General features: G+C 74.3%; 10 protein-coding genes. 4 read left to right on the top strand and 6 right to left on the bottom strand.

Annotated features, from left to right (window positions below):
• Nucleotides 1-348: 348 nt before the first annotated feature.
• Both BSL84_RS32920 and BSL84_RS32915 read right to left on the bottom strand, forming a co-directional pair.
• Nucleotides 349-1,041 carry a DUF6882 domain-containing protein gene (locus BSL84_RS32920; RefSeq protein ID WP_324610009.1) on the bottom strand — a complete coding sequence of 231 codons (693 nt, stop codon included), beginning with the start codon at nucleotides 1,039-1,041 and terminating at the stop codon, nucleotides 349-351.
• Between the two features lie 106 nt (nucleotides 1,042-1,147).
• Nucleotides 1,148-1,993 carry a hypothetical protein gene (locus BSL84_RS32915; RefSeq protein WP_159393605.1) on the bottom strand — a complete coding sequence of 282 codons (846 nt, stop codon included), beginning with the start codon at nucleotides 1,991-1,993 and terminating at the stop codon, nucleotides 1,148-1,150.
• Nucleotides 1,994-2,135: 142 nt separating this feature from the next.
• On the opposite strand from BSL84_RS32915, the gene BSL84_RS32910 reads away from it, so the two are divergent.
• Nucleotides 2,136-2,660, top strand: coding sequence for a flavoprotein (locus BSL84_RS32910; protein WP_030037249.1), 525 nt, complete (start codon nucleotides 2,136-2,138; stop codon nucleotides 2,658-2,660).
• A 69-nt stretch (nucleotides 2,661-2,729) separates the two neighbouring features.
• On the top strand, nucleotides 2,730-4,103 hold the full coding sequence (locus BSL84_RS32905; protein ID WP_030037248.1) for a pyridoxal phosphate-dependent decarboxylase family protein: 1,374 nt from the start codon (nucleotides 2,730-2,732) through the stop codon (nucleotides 4,101-4,103).
• On the opposite strand, the gene BSL84_RS32900 is transcribed toward BSL84_RS32905, so the two are convergent.
• Nucleotides 4,093-4,446, bottom strand: a complete 354-nt coding sequence (locus BSL84_RS32900; protein ID WP_030037247.1) for a hypothetical protein — start codon at nucleotides 4,444-4,446, stop codon at nucleotides 4,093-4,095. The two genes, BSL84_RS32905 and BSL84_RS32900, sit on opposite strands and share 11 nt — an antisense overlap.
• A 311-nt stretch (nucleotides 4,447-4,757) precedes the next feature.
• On the opposite strand from BSL84_RS32900, the gene BSL84_RS32895 reads away from it, so the two are divergent.
• On the top strand, nucleotides 4,758-6,842 hold the full coding sequence (locus BSL84_RS32895) for a SpoIIE family protein phosphatase (protein ID WP_075971847.1): 2,085 nt from the start codon (nucleotides 4,758-4,760) through the stop codon (nucleotides 6,840-6,842).
• A 48-nt stretch (nucleotides 6,843-6,890) separates the two neighbouring features.
• Here BSL84_RS32895 and BSL84_RS32890 read toward each other — a convergent pair whose 3' ends face one another.
• The 3 genes from BSL84_RS32890 to BSL84_RS32880 form a co-directional block, all read right to left on the bottom strand.
• The gene (locus tag BSL84_RS32890) at nucleotides 6,891-7,889 is read right to left on the bottom strand and encodes an RNA ligase family protein (protein WP_075971846.1); all 999 of its coding nucleotides are present in this window, start codon (nucleotides 7,887-7,889) and stop codon (nucleotides 6,891-6,893) included.
• 102 nt (nucleotides 7,890-7,991) lie between these two features.
• Entirely contained in the window at nucleotides 7,992-10,754 is a 2,763-nt protein-coding gene (locus BSL84_RS32885) for a SpoIIE family protein phosphatase/ATP-binding protein (protein WP_078848862.1), read from the bottom strand.
• A gap of 56 nt (nucleotides 10,755-10,810) precedes the next feature.
• The gene (locus BSL84_RS32880) at nucleotides 10,811-12,679 is read right to left on the bottom strand and encodes a VanW family protein (RefSeq protein WP_079273384.1); all 1,869 of its coding nucleotides are present in this window, start codon (nucleotides 12,677-12,679) and stop codon (nucleotides 10,811-10,813) included.
• A gap of 361 nt (nucleotides 12,680-13,040) precedes the next feature.
• On the opposite strand from BSL84_RS32880, the gene BSL84_RS32875 reads away from it, so the two are divergent.
• Nucleotides 13,041-14,897: a protein kinase domain-containing protein gene (locus BSL84_RS32875; RefSeq protein WP_075971845.1), complete on the top strand. Its 1,857-nt coding sequence runs from the start codon at nucleotides 13,041-13,043 to the stop codon at nucleotides 14,895-14,897.

The following is a 14,897-nucleotide window of genomic DNA, read 5'->3' as shown; positions in this document are numbered from 1 at the left end:
GCCGCCGGTGGCCTGCCGCCCGGCCGGCCACGGCGCCCGCGATGGGCCGGAAAGGCCCGGTTCGGCGGGGCGGCCGCCCACCACCCCCGCCCCAGCAGCCGCACGGGACCCTGGCCTGCCATGCCCGCGGAGCCGCGCTCGACGCGGCGCGACGCAGGTGGGGCGGGGCGCCGCCGGGCAGACCGGAGGGACACCCGGCGGGCACCCGGTGCGCAACTTGGCCGGACCGGGCGGGATGGCCGGCACCGCGGAGGCGGGCGGCGGGGCACACGGGCGGGTCTCACGGTCCGGAAAGGGGGCACCGACGCCCGGCGCCGGCCTGGTTCGGGTCCGGGCCGGGGCCGCCGGTCAGACCGCGGTGAGGCGTACGGCGGCGATGCGGCCCGATCCGTCGAACTCGATCTCCGCCGCGCTGCCGCCGGGCAGGTCGGTCCGGATCAGGTTGCCGTCCTCCCGGGAGGGCAGGCCGTGGTGCTCCAGGTATCCCGTCACCACCTGCCGCGCCGAACGGCCGATCAGGCCTGCTCCGGTCACGAGTTGACGCGGCAGCGACACCGCGTCGAGGCCGGCCCGCGGGACCTGCGGATCGTCCGGCAGGAAGTAGACCTGGCTGTCCGGCCCCGCCGGGAGGCCCAGGTATCCGGGCGCCTCCGTCACGCCCATGCCCGCGAAGGCCAGCGTCTCCGCGGCCCGGCGGGGGTCCTCGAATCCGGACAGGTCCAGGACCTCCTCGGTGAACTCGGCTATCCCGTGGGCCCGTCCGTAGCGCGCGACGGCGCCCGTCAGGGCGACGACCTCGCTGCCGCGCAGCCCCGGGTTGGCCCAGCCCCACATCCAGGACCGCTCCCGCAGGTCGTACGTGCCCAGCACGGCCACCCGGAGCTCCAGATCGCCCTGCCGGTAGCGGCAGGCCTCCAGGTCCGCCGTCCAGGGTCCCCCCGGCATGAACTCGGTGAGGGCCTCCAGTTGTGCCGCGCCCCAGGCCGCATGGCGTTCGGCTTCCAGCAGGAAGGCGTCGCTGAACTCTGTCTTCATGATCATGCCTACGACCTTAGGGCGTACCCCGGCGAAGTCCCGCCTGCCCGGCCCGGGGTGCGGCACCCCCACTCACAACCGGCCGTTCCCTCCGCGCCGACGTGCGGTCCCGTCAGCGGCGCCGGGCTTTCCGGGCCGCCGTACGGGCCCTCTTCGCCTCCCGTACGGCCTCCCGGTGGGCGCGTTCGGCGGCCTCCGCGGCGGCCGCGAGGCGCTCGCGCTCCCGTCGGGCGTCATCCAGCCGCTGCTCCAGCCGTACGATCTGCTCGTCGAGCGCGTCCACGCCGGTACGGGCCTGCTCCCGCTCCGCCTCCGCCCGCGCCAGGGCCTCCTCGGCCAGCTCGGCCTCCCGGCTCGTCCGCTGGGCCTCCTGCGTGTCGGGCTCCGCCTGCCGCCCCGGCTCGGGCTCGGGGCCGGGCTCCGGCTCCCGATCACGTTCGGGAGGCTGCGGTCGCGGCGCCGTACCCGGGGCGGGTGCCACCTCGGCGAAGCCCACGGCCGGGGGCGGCGCCTTCTCCAGCATCCCGCGCGCCCAGGTGTCGGCCGCCTCGGGATCGGCGAGGACGCTGCGCAGGATCTGCTCGACCTCCCTCTGCGCCCCGGCGGAGAGGTCCTGCCCCGCTTCGCCGGCCAGTCGGCGGGCCTCGCCGGCCATCGCCGCGACGACCACGTGCTGCTGGTGGGACAGCTTGCGCAGGTCCTCCCCCGAGAGGGTCCGGTGCGCCTCGCGCAGCCCCCGGCCGAGTTCCAGCAGGTGCTGGGCCTGGTCCGCGTCCGCGCGGGCGAGGCGGTTCGCCGCCCACACAGCGAGCGTGGGCTTGCGCAGGGCGGCGATGCGCTTCGCGTCGGCCCGCTGCCCCGCCTTGCGCGCGGTGGCCGCGTGAGCGTCCCGAGCGGCCGTGAACTCCTCCGGCCTGAGCCCGTACAGCTCGGCTGCCACCGCGTCGACGTCCACCACAGATCCACTGTCCCCCACCAGCGGTTGTGCGGCGACAGGGGCAGGGCACACCGTCCGGTTGGGGCCGCCCGGCCGGTGTCCGCGGGCTGGATCCCGCACCCTCAACCGCACTTGAGGTCTGACGTTATGATCATAATGCCGCATGACGACGAAGACCCTCTACCTGCTCTGCTCCGCCGCGCCACCCGTGTTCGACGTCGCCCACGTCATCGAAGACGCCCAGGCCCGCGGCTGGAACGTCTGCCTCGGGCTCACCCCCACGGCCGCACACTGGCTCGCGGAGAGCCTCGACGGACTCGCCGCGCTCACCGGCCATCCGGTCCTGTGGCAGTACCGCCTTCCCGGCGAACCGGAGCAGTGGCCGGCCCCCGACGCGCTCCTCTACGCCCCCGCCACCTTCAACACCGTCAACGCCTGGGCTCTCGGTCTCACCGACCGGCTGACGATCGGTCTCGCCGCCGAGGCACTCGGCAACGCGACCCCCGTCACCGCCGTCGCCTGCACCAACAACGCCCTCGCCGCGCACCCGCAGTACGACATATCGCTCGCCACGCTGCGCAACGCCGGGGTCCAGCTCCTCCAGCACGACAACACCTCCGCCGACGCGGCCCCCTTCCCGTGGGCCGCAGCCCTGGGCGGCCTCGACCACACCGCCGTCCCGCTCTGACCGCCGAGGGGGTACGCGCGTACGAGCCGCGGCTTGCGGGCCGGCGACGGCTGTCCCATAGTCCGAAGTGTGGACGCGCGCGAGGCCGCGCTCCTGCGGGCGCACGAGCATGCCGTCCGGTGGCTCGCGAGCCTGTCCGAGCGGCGGATTCCCGCACGCGCATCGGTCGACGAGATCGTGCGCGCGCTCGGCACCGAACTGCCCGATACCCCCGGCACCCCGGCCGACGTCGTCGATCTGCTCGCCACGGCCTGCGAGCCGGGACTGACCGCGTTTCCGAGCGGCCGGTTCTACGGCTTCGTGGTCGGCGGTACGGAACCCGCCGCGCTCGCCGCGGACTGGCTGGTCAGCGCCTGGGACCAGAACTCCGTGATGCGGGCCGCGTCGCCCGCGTACGCGGCGGTGGAGGAGGTCGCCGGCGCGTGGCTGCTCGATCTGCTGGGTCTGCCGGACGACAGCGGCGTCGGCTTCACCACCGGCGCCACGATGGCGAACTTCACCTGCCTCGCGGCCGCGAGGGACGAGGTCTTGCGGCGCGCCGGCTGGAGCGTCGCCCGCGACGGCCTCGCCGGAGGCCCGCGCGTACGGGCCGTCGCCGGCCAGGACCGGCACATGGCCGTGGACCTGGCGCTGCGTTACCTGGGGCTCGGCGCCCCCGCCCTGGTGGCGGCCGACGGCCAGGGGCGCATGGATCCGCAGGACCTGCGGCGTGTCCTGGCCGCGGGCGGACAGGGCCCCGCCGTCGTGGTCCTCCAGGCGGGGGACATCCACTCCGGCGCCTTCGACCCCTTCCCCGAGGCCGTACGCGCCGCTCGCGAGGCGGGCGCCTGGGTGCACGTGGACGGGGCCTTCGGACTGTGGGCGGCCGCCTCGCCGCGCCACGAACACCTGACGGAGGGCTGCGCGTCGGCCGATTCGTGGGCGACGGACGCGCACAAGACCCTGAACGTCCCCTACGACTGCGGTCTCGCCGTCGTACGCGACCCGTCCGCGCTCCGGGCGGCGATGGGTCTGCGGGGCGACTACCTCATCCAGCACGAACACGGCGACCCGGTCGACACGGTCCCCGAGCTCTCCCGCCGCGGCAGGGCGTTCACGGTGTGGGCGGCGCTGAGGTCGCTCGGCCGCTCGGGGGTCGCCGACCTCGTCGACCGGCTGTGCCGGCACGCCCGCGCGTTCGCCGGCGGCATCGCCGCGATCGACGGCGGCCGGGTGCTCAACGACGTGGTGTTCACGCAGGTGTGCGCCGAGTTCGGCGACGACGAGCGCACCGAGCGGGTCCTCACCCGGCTGCTCGACGACGGCACGACGTGGATCAGCGGCTCGACCTGGCACGGCCGTCGCGTCATGCGCATCTCGGTGAGCAACTGGTCGACGGACGACGACGACGTGACGCGCGCGCTGGACGCGATCCGGCGCGCCGCCGCCGGCGTCAGTGGATGACGCTGAAACTCCGCCAGGGCCGGGTCCTTGGGGCCGTCACGTCCGAGAGGGTCGTCGCCACGTAGATGCCGTTGTCCGGATCGTCGGTCTTCTTGCAGTCGTGGTTCTGGTACAGGACGACGTCGACGAGGGTGTTGTTCTCGACATGGGTGGCCCCGTCGGGGATGGCGATCCGGTGGCAGCCCCTGACGAGGGTGTTGTTGTAGTTGATCTCGACCGGCGAGTCGTGTCCGCGGAAGCTCAGCCGGCCGACGGTGGTCCGGCCCAGACCGGAGCAAGCGGTGGCGCTGAGCAGCAGCGCTGCGACCCCCGCGATGATGCCGATACGTCGCCTGTGGGACATGGTGCGGTCCTCGTCTGTGCGGTGGTGGCGGTCCTTGCCCACAGCGTGGCCCGGCGCGGCGCGGGTGGCTTGCTGTGCTCGGCCGACCGGATGAACGCGACCGGTAAGGGCGGCTCCCGCACCCGGGTGGACGCCGCACCCGAGTGCTGCGGCCGGGGGGCGCCGCCCGTCGCCGGGAGCGACGATGAAGGGGATGAAGGGGAACAGACGCAGCCGCGGACCGGGCTCGGCGAGCGGCCGGCGCGAGCTGCGCCGTGATCCGGGGCTGCCGTGCGGCAAGGCCGGGTCCGCCCGGAAGGAGCGGGTGCGGGATGCATGAGGAGATGCCGCTGCACGACCTGATCAGCAGCGCCGCGCAGGCCGCCGGCGGGTGGTTGGGGGCGCTGCCGGTGGCCCTCGTGGCCACGAGCGGCGACGGGATGATCGTGCGGTGGAACCACGGCGCGCAGGAGCTGCTGGGCTACGACCCGCCGCAGGTCATCGGACGCCACATCGCCGATCTCCTGCACCCCGGCGCGGACCGCAGTCTGGGCCGTTCTCTGTGGGAGACGGCCGCCACCGGCCGCGGGGTGATGGGCACGGTCACCGCCTGGCACCGCAACGGCCACCCGATGGAGCTGGAGATCTGGGCCTGCCCCGTACCCGATCGGCGGCACGGCGCCTCGGCCGTGCTGGTGTTCGCGGCGGACGCGCACGCGGCGCGCCGGATCCGCGGGGCCTCGGCGGTGTGGGACGGCCTGTTCGCCCGCTCGCCCGTCGGGATCGCCGTACTCGACACACAGCTGCGGTTTCTGCAGGTCAATCCGGCTCTTGAGGCCATGAACGGTCTGACGGAGTCGGCGCATGTGGGCCGGCGTCTGGCCGAGGTGCTGCCGGAGGTGAACGCGGGCGAGATGGAGGAGGCCATGCGCCAGGTGCTGGAGACCGGCGAACCGGTCCTCAACCGCCTGCGCACCGGCCGCACCCCCGCCGACCCGGACCACGACCACGTGTGGGCGTGCTCGTACGTGCGGGCCGAGGACCCAGGCGGGCAGCCGATCGGTGTGATCGCCTCCCTGCTCGACATCACCACGCAGCAGCGCGACCACACCGAGGCCGAGGCGGGGCGGCGCCGGCTCGCCCTGCTCACGGAGGCCAGCTCCCGCATAGGGGCCAGCCTCGACCTCGAACGCACCGCGCAGGAGCTGGCCGACCTGGCGGTCCCGCACCTCGCCAGTGCCGTCACCGTCGACGTCCTGGACTCGCTGGCGTGCGGCAACGAACCGGGCATGGGGCTGACCGGGGGCGTCGCGCTGCGCCGTCTGGGCAAGGCCCCGCTGACCGGGACCGCGGTCACGCAGATCCTGGCGCCGCTGGGCAGGACCCTCACCTTCCCCTCGACCGCCCCGTACACCCAGGCCCTCGCCGCCCGCCAGCCCTACCTGGTCGCGCACCTCGACGCCATGTCGGTGGCCTCGGCCGCCCGGCACACCCCCCGGTCGGCGCAGCTCGTGGAGGCGGGCGTGCACTCGTTCATGATGGTCCCGCTGATCGCGCGGGGCCTCGTCCTCGGGGTGGCCTCGTTCTTCCGCGCCCGTCCCTTCGAGCCGTTCGGCTCCGACGACGTCACGCTCGCCGGCGAGCTCGCGGCGCGGGCCGCGATCAGCATCGACAACGCGCGCCTCTACCATCACGAGCACGAGACCGCGGTGGTGCTGCAGCGCAGCATGCTGCCGCAGCACGTGACCCCGCCGCCGGGTATCGAGATCGCGCACCGGTACCTGCCGGCCAGCGACGTCAACGAGGTCGGCGGGGACTGGTACGACGTCGTCGCCCTGACCGGCGGAAGGGCCGGCCTGCTCATGGGCGACGTGATGGGGCACGGTATCGCCGCCGCCGCGGTGATGGGGCGCCTGTCCGCGACGGTCCGCGCCCTCGCACGGCTCGACATGCCGCCGGCCGCGCTGCTCCACCAGCTGGAGGCGGCGCTCGCGGACCTCGCGGAGCCGATGCTCGCCACGTTCCTGTACGTGGTGTGCGACCCGGCGACCGGCCGCTGCACGGTCACGCGCGCCGGCCACCCGCCGCCGGCCGTGGCCGAGCCCGACGGCACCGTCTACCTGGTGAAGACGCCGCCCGGCGCGCCGCTGGGGGTCGGCGGGGTCACCTTCACCACCACCGACATCGTCCTCCCGCAGGGCAGCCTGCTCGTCCTGTACACCGACGGGCTGATCGAGGCCCGCAACCGGGACATCGACGAGCGCCTGGGCGAGCTGACGGGCCTCCTCACGGAACCCCTCCAGCCTCTCGACCACCTGTGCGATTCACTGATCGCCCACCTCGTCCCGGCGTCCGCCGACGACGACATCGCCCTGCTGACGGCCCGCATCGGCGTGAACCACCGGATGGGCCGGTGAGCCCGGGTCCCACGCCGGCCCCGCCGCCCCGTTCTGCAGGCCGCGGCGTCATGCCCGGCGGTCGGACGCGTCGAAGCGGGCCAGGGCGAGGGCGCCGGCGAGGAGGGAGTCCTCCAGGGCCCGCTGGGTGGGCCCGTCCAGGCCGCCCAGCTCCTGGGCGACCTCCTCGGTGGCGTCCCGCACGATCTCGGCGGCCACCTCTCCCGGCGGGGTGCGCGGTCCCAGCTTGCCGACGGCCGACGCGGCGCGGGCCGGGGTGAGCAGGCCGGTGCCGTGGGCGAGCAGCCAGCCGGGGACGCCCGCGGCGCCTTCGGCCGGCGCCCGGTAGGGGCGTGCGCCGTCGAACCGCTCGTCCTCGGCGAAGGCCGGCTGCTTGGCCTTGGCCATGGGGCGGGCGGGCCCCCGGGACTCCTCCGCGGGTTTGACGACCAGGCCCTCCGCCAGGTTCCCGGGCAGCGCCGGCAGGCCGAGGAGGCCGGGCAGCCGGGTCGGGAAGAGCGCCGGCAGCTCCTGGAGCCGTACGAGCGGCCCCTCGGCCAGCAGCGGCACGCACCGCAGCCCCGCCGACTCCGCGGCCGCGCGCAGGGTGCGGTCGGCGACCCAGCGCGGCCCGTCGTCGTCGGTGACGGTGGCGTCGAAGGGCAGCCAGATCAGGTCGGGGGCGTACCAGACGCCGGTCTGTACGGCGGCCGCGGCGGGCACGGCCGGGACGTCGGGGTGGGGGTAGCGGCCGCCGGCCAGTTCGCCGTAGACGGTCACGACCGCCGCCGGCGCGGCGCCGGCGGCCTCGCGCAGGGCGTGCGCGCAGCGGGTGGCCGCGACCGCCAGGGCGGGCCAGATGCGGCCGACGCCGAAGAAGTCGTCGAGTCCGCCGTCGCCGAGCAGTTCGCGCCGTTTGGCGGGGTGGGCGCCCGCCGCGTCGCACACGACGGCGAAGTTGGCGCCGTGGATCTTCTCGTGGGCCACCCAGGTCCGGCCGCGGGCTTCTCCCAGCCGGGTGTTCGCGGGGATCTTGGGGTAGGGGGACCATCCGGGTTCGCTGTGCACCGGGCGATGGTAGCGATCACGGCCCGCGCCGAGCAGGTCCTTTTGCCCGGGGGGTGCCCTCGGAGGGTGCCGTCAGAAGCGGTGCCGTCAGAAGCGGTGCCGTCAGAGGGGGTCGACGTCGAGGAAGGCCGACAGGACGGCCTCGCCGGCGCCGGGGGCGCCCGGCAGGGCCAGTTCCGCCCAGATGACCTTGCCGTCGGGGGTGTAGCGGGTGCCCCAGTGCTCGCTGAGCTGGGCCACCAGGAACAGGCCGCGTCCTCCCTCGTCCGTGGTGGCGGCGTAGCGCAGGTGGGGGGCGGTGCTGCTGCCGTCCCACACCTCGCAGGTCAGGTTGTGGTCGCGCAGGAGCCGTACCCGCACCGGCTCGCTTCCGTGCCGGAGGGCGTTCGTGATCAGCTCGCTGAGGATCAGTTCCGCGGCGAATCCGAGCTCAGTCAGGTGCCATTCGTCGAGCTTCTTGGCGGCGACGCTGCGCATCGCGCCGACCGCGCTCGGTTCGAAGGGCACGTCCCACTGGGCGACCCGGTCCGGGCCGAGGGTCCGGGTGCGTGCGATGAGCAGGGCCACGTCGTCGGTGGGCCGGGCAGGGAGCATCATGTCGAGCACGGCGCGGCAGCTGTCGTGGGGGTCGCGGTCGGGGTGGCTCAGCGCCGCCCGGAGCAGTTCCAGGCCCTCGCCGATGTCCCGGGTGCGCTCCTCCACCAGCCCGTCGGTGTAGAGGACCAGCTGGCTGCCTTCGGCCACGTCCAGCTCCGCGGTCTCGAACGGCATGCCGCCCAGGCCCAGCGGCGGTCCGGCGGGCAGCTCGACGATCTGTGTGCTGCCGTCGGGGGCGACGAGGAGCGGGGGCAGGTGGCCGGCCCGGGCCATCGTGCAGCGCTGGGAGACCGGGTCGTAGACGGCGTACAGGCAGGTGGCGCCCAGGACGCCGCCGCCGTCCGCGTCGTCGGCGTCCCCGTTGTGGTCGTGGTCGATGCGCTGTACGAGGTCGTCCAGGCGGGCGAGGATCTCGTCGGGCGGCAGGTCGAGGGAGGAGAAGTTGTGGACCGCGGTGCGCAGCCGGCCCATGGTCGCGGCGGCGTGCAGTCCGTGTCCGACGACGTCGCCGACGACCAGGGCGACACGGCTGCCGGGGAGCGGGATGACGTCGAACCAGTCGCCGCCGACGCCCGACTGGGCGGGCAGGTAGAAGTGTGCGACGTCCATGGCGCTCTGTTCGGGCAGGGCGCGCGGCAGCAGGCTGCGCTGGAGCGTGACGGCGAGGGCGTGCTCGCGGGTGTAGCGGCGGGCGTTGTCCATGCTGACCGCCGCGCGGGCGACCAGCTCCTCGGCGAGGGACAGCTCGTCCTCGTCGAAGGGCTCCTGTTTCTGCGACCGCCAGAAGTTGACCACGCCGAGGACGACGCCCCGGGCCATGAGCGGGGCCGCGATGAGCGAGTGGATGCCGTAGTCGACGATGGCGCGGGCGCGGGGCGGGTCCTGGGCCTGCCAGCCGGGCGCCTTGGACAGGTCGGGGACCAGTTCCGCCCGGCCGGTTCCGTAGCCGCGGGCCTGCGGGGTGGACGGCAGGAAGTCGATCAGGCGGCCGACGGGGTAGAGGGGGTGGTCGGATCGGATGCCGCTGATCGCCGTACGCCGCATGTCCGCGCCCGGGGCGGGCTCGTCCCCGTCGATGACCTGGTCGGCGAGGTCGACGGTGACGAAGTCCGCGAAGCGGGGCACGGCCACGGCGGCGAGTTCCTCGGCCGTGCGGACCACGTCGAGGGTGGTGCCGATGTCACCGCCGGCGTCGTAGAGCAGTTTGAGGCGCCTGCGGGCGGTCTCGGCGCGCGTGGTGAGGATCTGCATCTCGGTGGAGTCGCGGATGGTGACCGCGGCGCCCTCGGGCCGGCCGCGGGGGTGGGTGGGGCGCTGGTTGACGACGAGGAGGCGGTCGCCGGAGCCGATCACCTCGTCGGTGGCCTCGCGGCCGGAGAGCAGCAGGTCGGCCATCCGGCGCTCCAGGCCGGGCACGTCGCCGATGTGGCGGCCCTCGGCGTCGTCGGGCAGGCCGAGGAGTCGTTTGGCCTCGTCGTTGGCCAGCAGGAGCTGGCCATCGCCGTCGGTGATCAGGACGCCCTCGCGGACGGCGTGGAGCACCGCGTCGTGGTGCTCGTACATCCGGGTCATCTCCTGCGTGCCGAGCCCGTGGGTCTGGCGGAGCAGGCGTCTGCTGATCAGCCAGGTGCCGCCGGTCGCCAGGGCCAGGCCCGTGGCGATGGCCAGGAGGATGACGGGGAGCTGGCGATCGAGGGCTCCGGTGACGTTCTCGACGGTCAGGCCCGCGGACACCAGGGCGACGACCCCGCCGTCGGGTCCCTTGACGGGGACCACCGCCTGGATCTCCTTGCCGAGGGGGCCCTCGACACTCTCGGTGTGGACCTCGCCCTGCAGGGAGGGCTCGATGGTCCCGACGAACCGTTTCCCGATGCGGTCGGGCTGGGGATGGCTGTAGCGGATGCCGTTGGTGTCCATCACCACGATGAAGTCCACTCCGGCGGCCTTGCGCGTCTGCTCTGCGAGGGGCTGCAGGACCTTGGAGGGGTCGGACGTCTTCAGCGCCGGCTGGAGGCCGAGCTGGTGGGCGAAGGTCTCGGCTACGGCCACCGAGCGGTTGCGCGCCTCGCGGTCGATGTCGTGCCGCGACTGGAGGACGAGGGCCAGGAGCGCTCCGGCGGCGAGCAACACCACGATCGCCACCTGGAGGACGAATACCTGGCCGGCGACGCTCCTGAAGCGGTTGCCTAGAGGTGACCGCACCGACGTGCCCGGCACGGGTGGCGAGGAATGGTCACGCACCCAGTTGTAGCACTTCCGGGCCGTCATGGCTCCCGGCACGCACAATTCGCGCCGGGAGTGTCACGCCCCGTCCGTGCCGCCGGTCAGGACGAGACGGGTGCGCCGGCGGCGCTCAGGCGGCCGCCGGTGGTGGCGGACGGGCCAGGGGCGGACGCAGTGGGGGCGGACGCAGTGGGGGCGGACGCAGTGGGGGCGGCTTCCGCCGTGGGGGCCGGGGCCGGCGTTGCCCCGGGGGTCTGCGGGGTGCAGACGACCTCGTCGCGCGGGGTGTAGTGGGTCTTGAACTCCTCGCTGCGGACCTCCTTGCCGCCCTGGACGAAGATGCGGCCGACGGTCACGTCGAAACCTTCGAGGGGGGTCTGGACCTCGCACGCCGGTCCGGTGCCCGTGCGCTTCGCGGGCGGCGTGATGTTGCTGCGCGGCCCCTTGGTCGCGCGTATCTCGTCGTACTTCCTGGTGCCGAGGAGGGTGATGGTCAGCGAGGTGTCGGTGGACGAGGCCTGTACGTAGACGGGGTGGCCGGAGTCGTTGATCCAGCGCAGGTCGAGGGTGCCCCAGGCGACGGTGGCCTCGCGGCCCTCGGGGTAGCGCTCGATGTAGAAGGAGTGGGCTCCGTGCTCGACGGGCTTGAGGCCCGCGAAGAAGACCGCGTTGTACATGGTCGTGGCGACCGCTGAAACGCCGCCGCCGGGCGACTTCACGTACTGGCCGTCGTTGATCATGATGCCGTCGACGAAACCGTTCTCCTTGGTGCGCTCGCCGACCGTGCGGTTGAAGCTCCACTCCCTGCCCGGCTGGACCACGGAGCCGTTGATGAGCTCGACGGCGCGGCCGATGTTGGTGCTGCGGTAGGGGGCGGCGGGGAAGTCGACGGTGAAGGAGGAGAGCTTCTCCTTGATGCCGAGCCGGGCCGCCTCGCTCGTCAGCTCCGGCTGGACGGCCACGGTGGCGACCTCGCCGCTGCGGGCGGCTCCCGTACGGGTCAGGAGCGGCAGTACGGCCTTGCCGAGGGCGTCCTCGGTGACCTTGTGTCCCGCACGGCTGTGCTGGGCCAGGACCACGGTGCCGTCCGGGGTGACCCGGGGTGCGGCGTCCAGCGGCGGACGGCTGGCCTCCTCGATCGGGCGGGCCACGGCGGGGTCGGCGAGCAGGCCCTTGGAGTCGAGGGCTGGCACGAGGCGGCCCTGGGCGTCGGGGCTCATCTTCAGGTGCTCGCCGAGCACGGCGGGGGCGATGGACATGCTCTTGCCCGCGACGGTGAGCGCGACCGGGCCCGACATGGCGGGCTGCGCGAACTGCTTCATCGCCCGTCCGGTCTCCTCGGCGCCGACGGCCGGCTCGGTGTGCTCGACCGGCAGGACGACCGGCGAGGTGCCCGGGCGCAGGTAGGAGTCACGGAGGGTGGTGAGGGCGCGGTCTTCGACGAGGGTGACGCCCGGGAGGGGGGTGACGGCCTTCGCCGCACCCTTCTCGAAGGCGACGGCTCCGTCGCGGGGCGCGCGGGCGGTGGATTCGGCGATACGGTCGACCGCGGCCCGGCCCTTCTCCTCGTCCGCGCGGATCACCGGTTCGAGGTCGCGCTCGCCGGATGCGAAGAGGCCGCCGATGACCGTCACGGGGTCGTATCCCTTGCGTGCGGCTCGCCCGGCGGTCGCCCCGGTGTCGAGCGACAGTCCGAGTGCGGCGGGATCCGCCTTCTCCACGCGGTCGCCGATCTTCATGGCGACGGGCGCCGTGGCGGCGGGGCCGAGCTCGCGGTCCAGCGTCCGGCGGGCCTGCGCCACGGTCATTCCGCCGATGTCCACGCCGCGCACGCGGGTGCCCTGGTCGATGTCGCCGCCCACCACCAGGCCGGTGACGTAGAGGCCGCCCAGCCCGAGGACGACGGCTCCGCCCGCCACCATCGGCAGGGCCGTCCGCCGGTTGCCCGTCCAGCCGTGCACGCGTCCCATGTCACTCCCAGCAGCGCCGACCGCGGTGGGGCGGCGCGGGCCGCGGCTCGCGCGGCGCATAGACGACAGATACCGGGAATCATGATTCCCCCAAAAGGGGCAATTGAGGGATGAATGTAACGGTTCTCACGATGGCGCCACGACGGCCAGGGCGAGCCCGGTCGGCGCGCGGGCGGGATGCGGCGGGGGCACGGGCGCGAACCGCCGACCGGGACGGCCCGGGGCTCCACCGCCGCCCGGCGGCAGCCGGCCCGCAGCAGCCGCGGACCGGCAACTCGACTGCTCACCAGGCTCGTTGCCCTCTTCGGATCACCGGGATAGATTCCCGGAGACGGTTACCGATCCAAGCGGGGCAGGCGACGTGTTAGAGCTGACGGGGAGCGGGGCCGAGCCACTGGAGGCGGAGGATCCGCTTCGGATCGGGCCGATCCCGCTGGCGGGGCGGCTCGGGGCCGGCGGCATGGGACGGGTGTACCTCGGCGTCCACGAGCGCCGCTACGTCGCCGTCAAGCAGCTCCTGTCCTCCGTCGTCGGCGAGGACGAGGACTTCCTGCGCCGCTTCGGGCACGAGCTGGACAACCTCGCCCGGCTGCCCGCGGGGGCCACGGCGCCGCTGCTCGCCGGCGACCGCGAGGCCAGACCGCCGTGGTTCGCCACCGCCTACGTCCCCGGGCTCACCCTGAGCGAAGCCCTCAGGCTGCACGGCGGCCCGCTCCCCGAGGACGCCCTGTGGCTGCTGCTGCGGGAGGCGGCGGCGAGCCTGGCGCCGGTGCACGCGCTGGACATGGTGCACCGCGACCTCAAGCCCTCGAACGTCATGCTCACCCTGGACGGGCTGACCCTCATCGACTTCGGTGTGGCGCGGGCCGCCGAGCAGAGCCGGCTGACCGTGACCGGCATGGTCGTGGGCACTCCCGCCTACATGGCTCCCGAGCAGGCCTCGGGGAAGCGGGCGCTGAGCGGCGCCACCGACGTGTTCGCGCTGGGTTCGGTACTCGCGTACGCGGCGTGCGGCCGGCCCCCCTTCGGAGACGAGTCCGGCCACGGTGTGCTGTACCGGATCGTCCACGAGCAGCCCGACCTGGAGCCGCTGCGGGAGCGGGCGCCGGAGCTGGCCGACATCGTCGAGGCCTGCCTCGCCAAGGATCCGGACAGCCGCCCCACGGCGCCGGAACTGCTCGACCGCGCCTCCCGGAAGGGACCGTTCACGCAGCCGCTGTGGCCGGCGGCCGTCGACGAGCGCCTGGCCGAACGGGCCGCCTTCGCCGAGAACGTGCAGGAGATCGACGTGCCCACGCTCCCGCTCTCCGGCGGGAGGCCGGAGGCGGAGGCGGCTGGCGAGGAGAAGGAGAAGGAGAAAGCCCCCGGACCGGACCCCGCGCCCGGGTCTCCCCCGGACGGGCCCGAGCGGGGTGTGCGGCGCGAGCGCCGACGCACCCGTGTCCTCCTCGCGGTCCTGCCCGTCGTGGTGCTCTCCGGCGGCACGACACTCGCCATCCAGTACCTGCCGCACACCTCTTCGCCGCGGGCCGAGGCACAAAACACCCCGACCGCTTCCGTGACGGCCCCGGCCGACCCCGCTTCGGCGGCCGGCGGCAGCCCGTCCGGTACGGCTCCGTCCGCACATCCGCCGGCCCAGGACCCGGGGCAGGCGCCGGGCGCCACCGGTGGTGACCCGGCCACCGCGGCCGGCGGCGCCGGAACCGGACCCGGCGCGGGCCCGGTGGCCGGCGGCGCCCCGCCGGGCACGGGCGGCTCCGCGGGCGCGGGCGGCGGCGACGGCGGATCCCGCCCCGCCGCCGGGGGGACGTCGGCGGCGCCCACCAAGGCCCCGGCGCAGCCTCCCTCATCCCCCGACTCCGGCACCTACCGCTATCGCAACGGCAACAACGGCAAGTGCATCACCCAGGTCTTCGGCTCCTCGGACTTCGGCGACTGCGCGAACGGCTCCGCCCGCTGGACCGTGCGGAGCATGCCGGACGGCGGTTTCAAGCTCGTCAACCAGCAGAGCGGAAGCTGCCTCTACTCCAACGGCCTCGGCCAGGCCGTCTTCGTCGGCGACTGCTCCCAGGACATCGGCCGGGTGTGGCGTACGGGTTCGAACGGCGCCCTGCGCAGCGACCTCGGCGGGGGCTGCCTCGACCTCGGCATGAGCAGCGGCCTGGTGACGAAGACCTGCGGCGGGGAGGCCTCCCAGCGCTGGACGAAGCAGACCTAG

The sequence above is a fragment of the Streptomyces sp. TN58 genome, assembly GCF_001941845.1.
Classification (GTDB): Bacteria; Actinomycetota; Actinomycetes; order Streptomycetales; family Streptomycetaceae; genus Streptomyces.
Note: the sequence above shows the minus strand (reverse complement) of the source record. Positions and strands in the feature narration are given on the sequence as shown.

Bases quoted from the DNA above. Each gene is read 5' to 3' on its own strand.
- BSL84_RS32895 (WP_075971847.1), top strand. From the start codon at position 4,758: ATGCATGAGGAGATGCCGCTGCACGACCTGATCAGCAGCGCCGCGCAG.
- BSL84_RS32885 (WP_078848862.1), bottom strand. From the start codon at position 10,754: ATGACGGCCCGGAAGTGCTACAACTGGGTGCGTGACCATTCCTCGCCA.
- BSL84_RS32900 (WP_030037247.1), bottom strand. From the start codon at position 4,446: ATGTCCCACAGGCGACGTATCGGCATCATCGCGGGGGTCGCAGCGCTG.
- BSL84_RS32920 (WP_324610009.1), bottom strand. From the start codon at position 1,041: ATGATCATGAAGACAGAGTTCAGCGACGCCTTCCTGCTGGAAGCCGAA.
- BSL84_RS32880 (WP_079273384.1), bottom strand. From the start codon at position 12,679: ATGGGACGCGTGCACGGCTGGACGGGCAACCGGCGGACGGCCCTGCCG.
- BSL84_RS32910 (WP_030037249.1), top strand. From the start codon at position 2,136: ATGACGACGAAGACCCTCTACCTGCTCTGCTCCGCCGCGCCACCCGTG.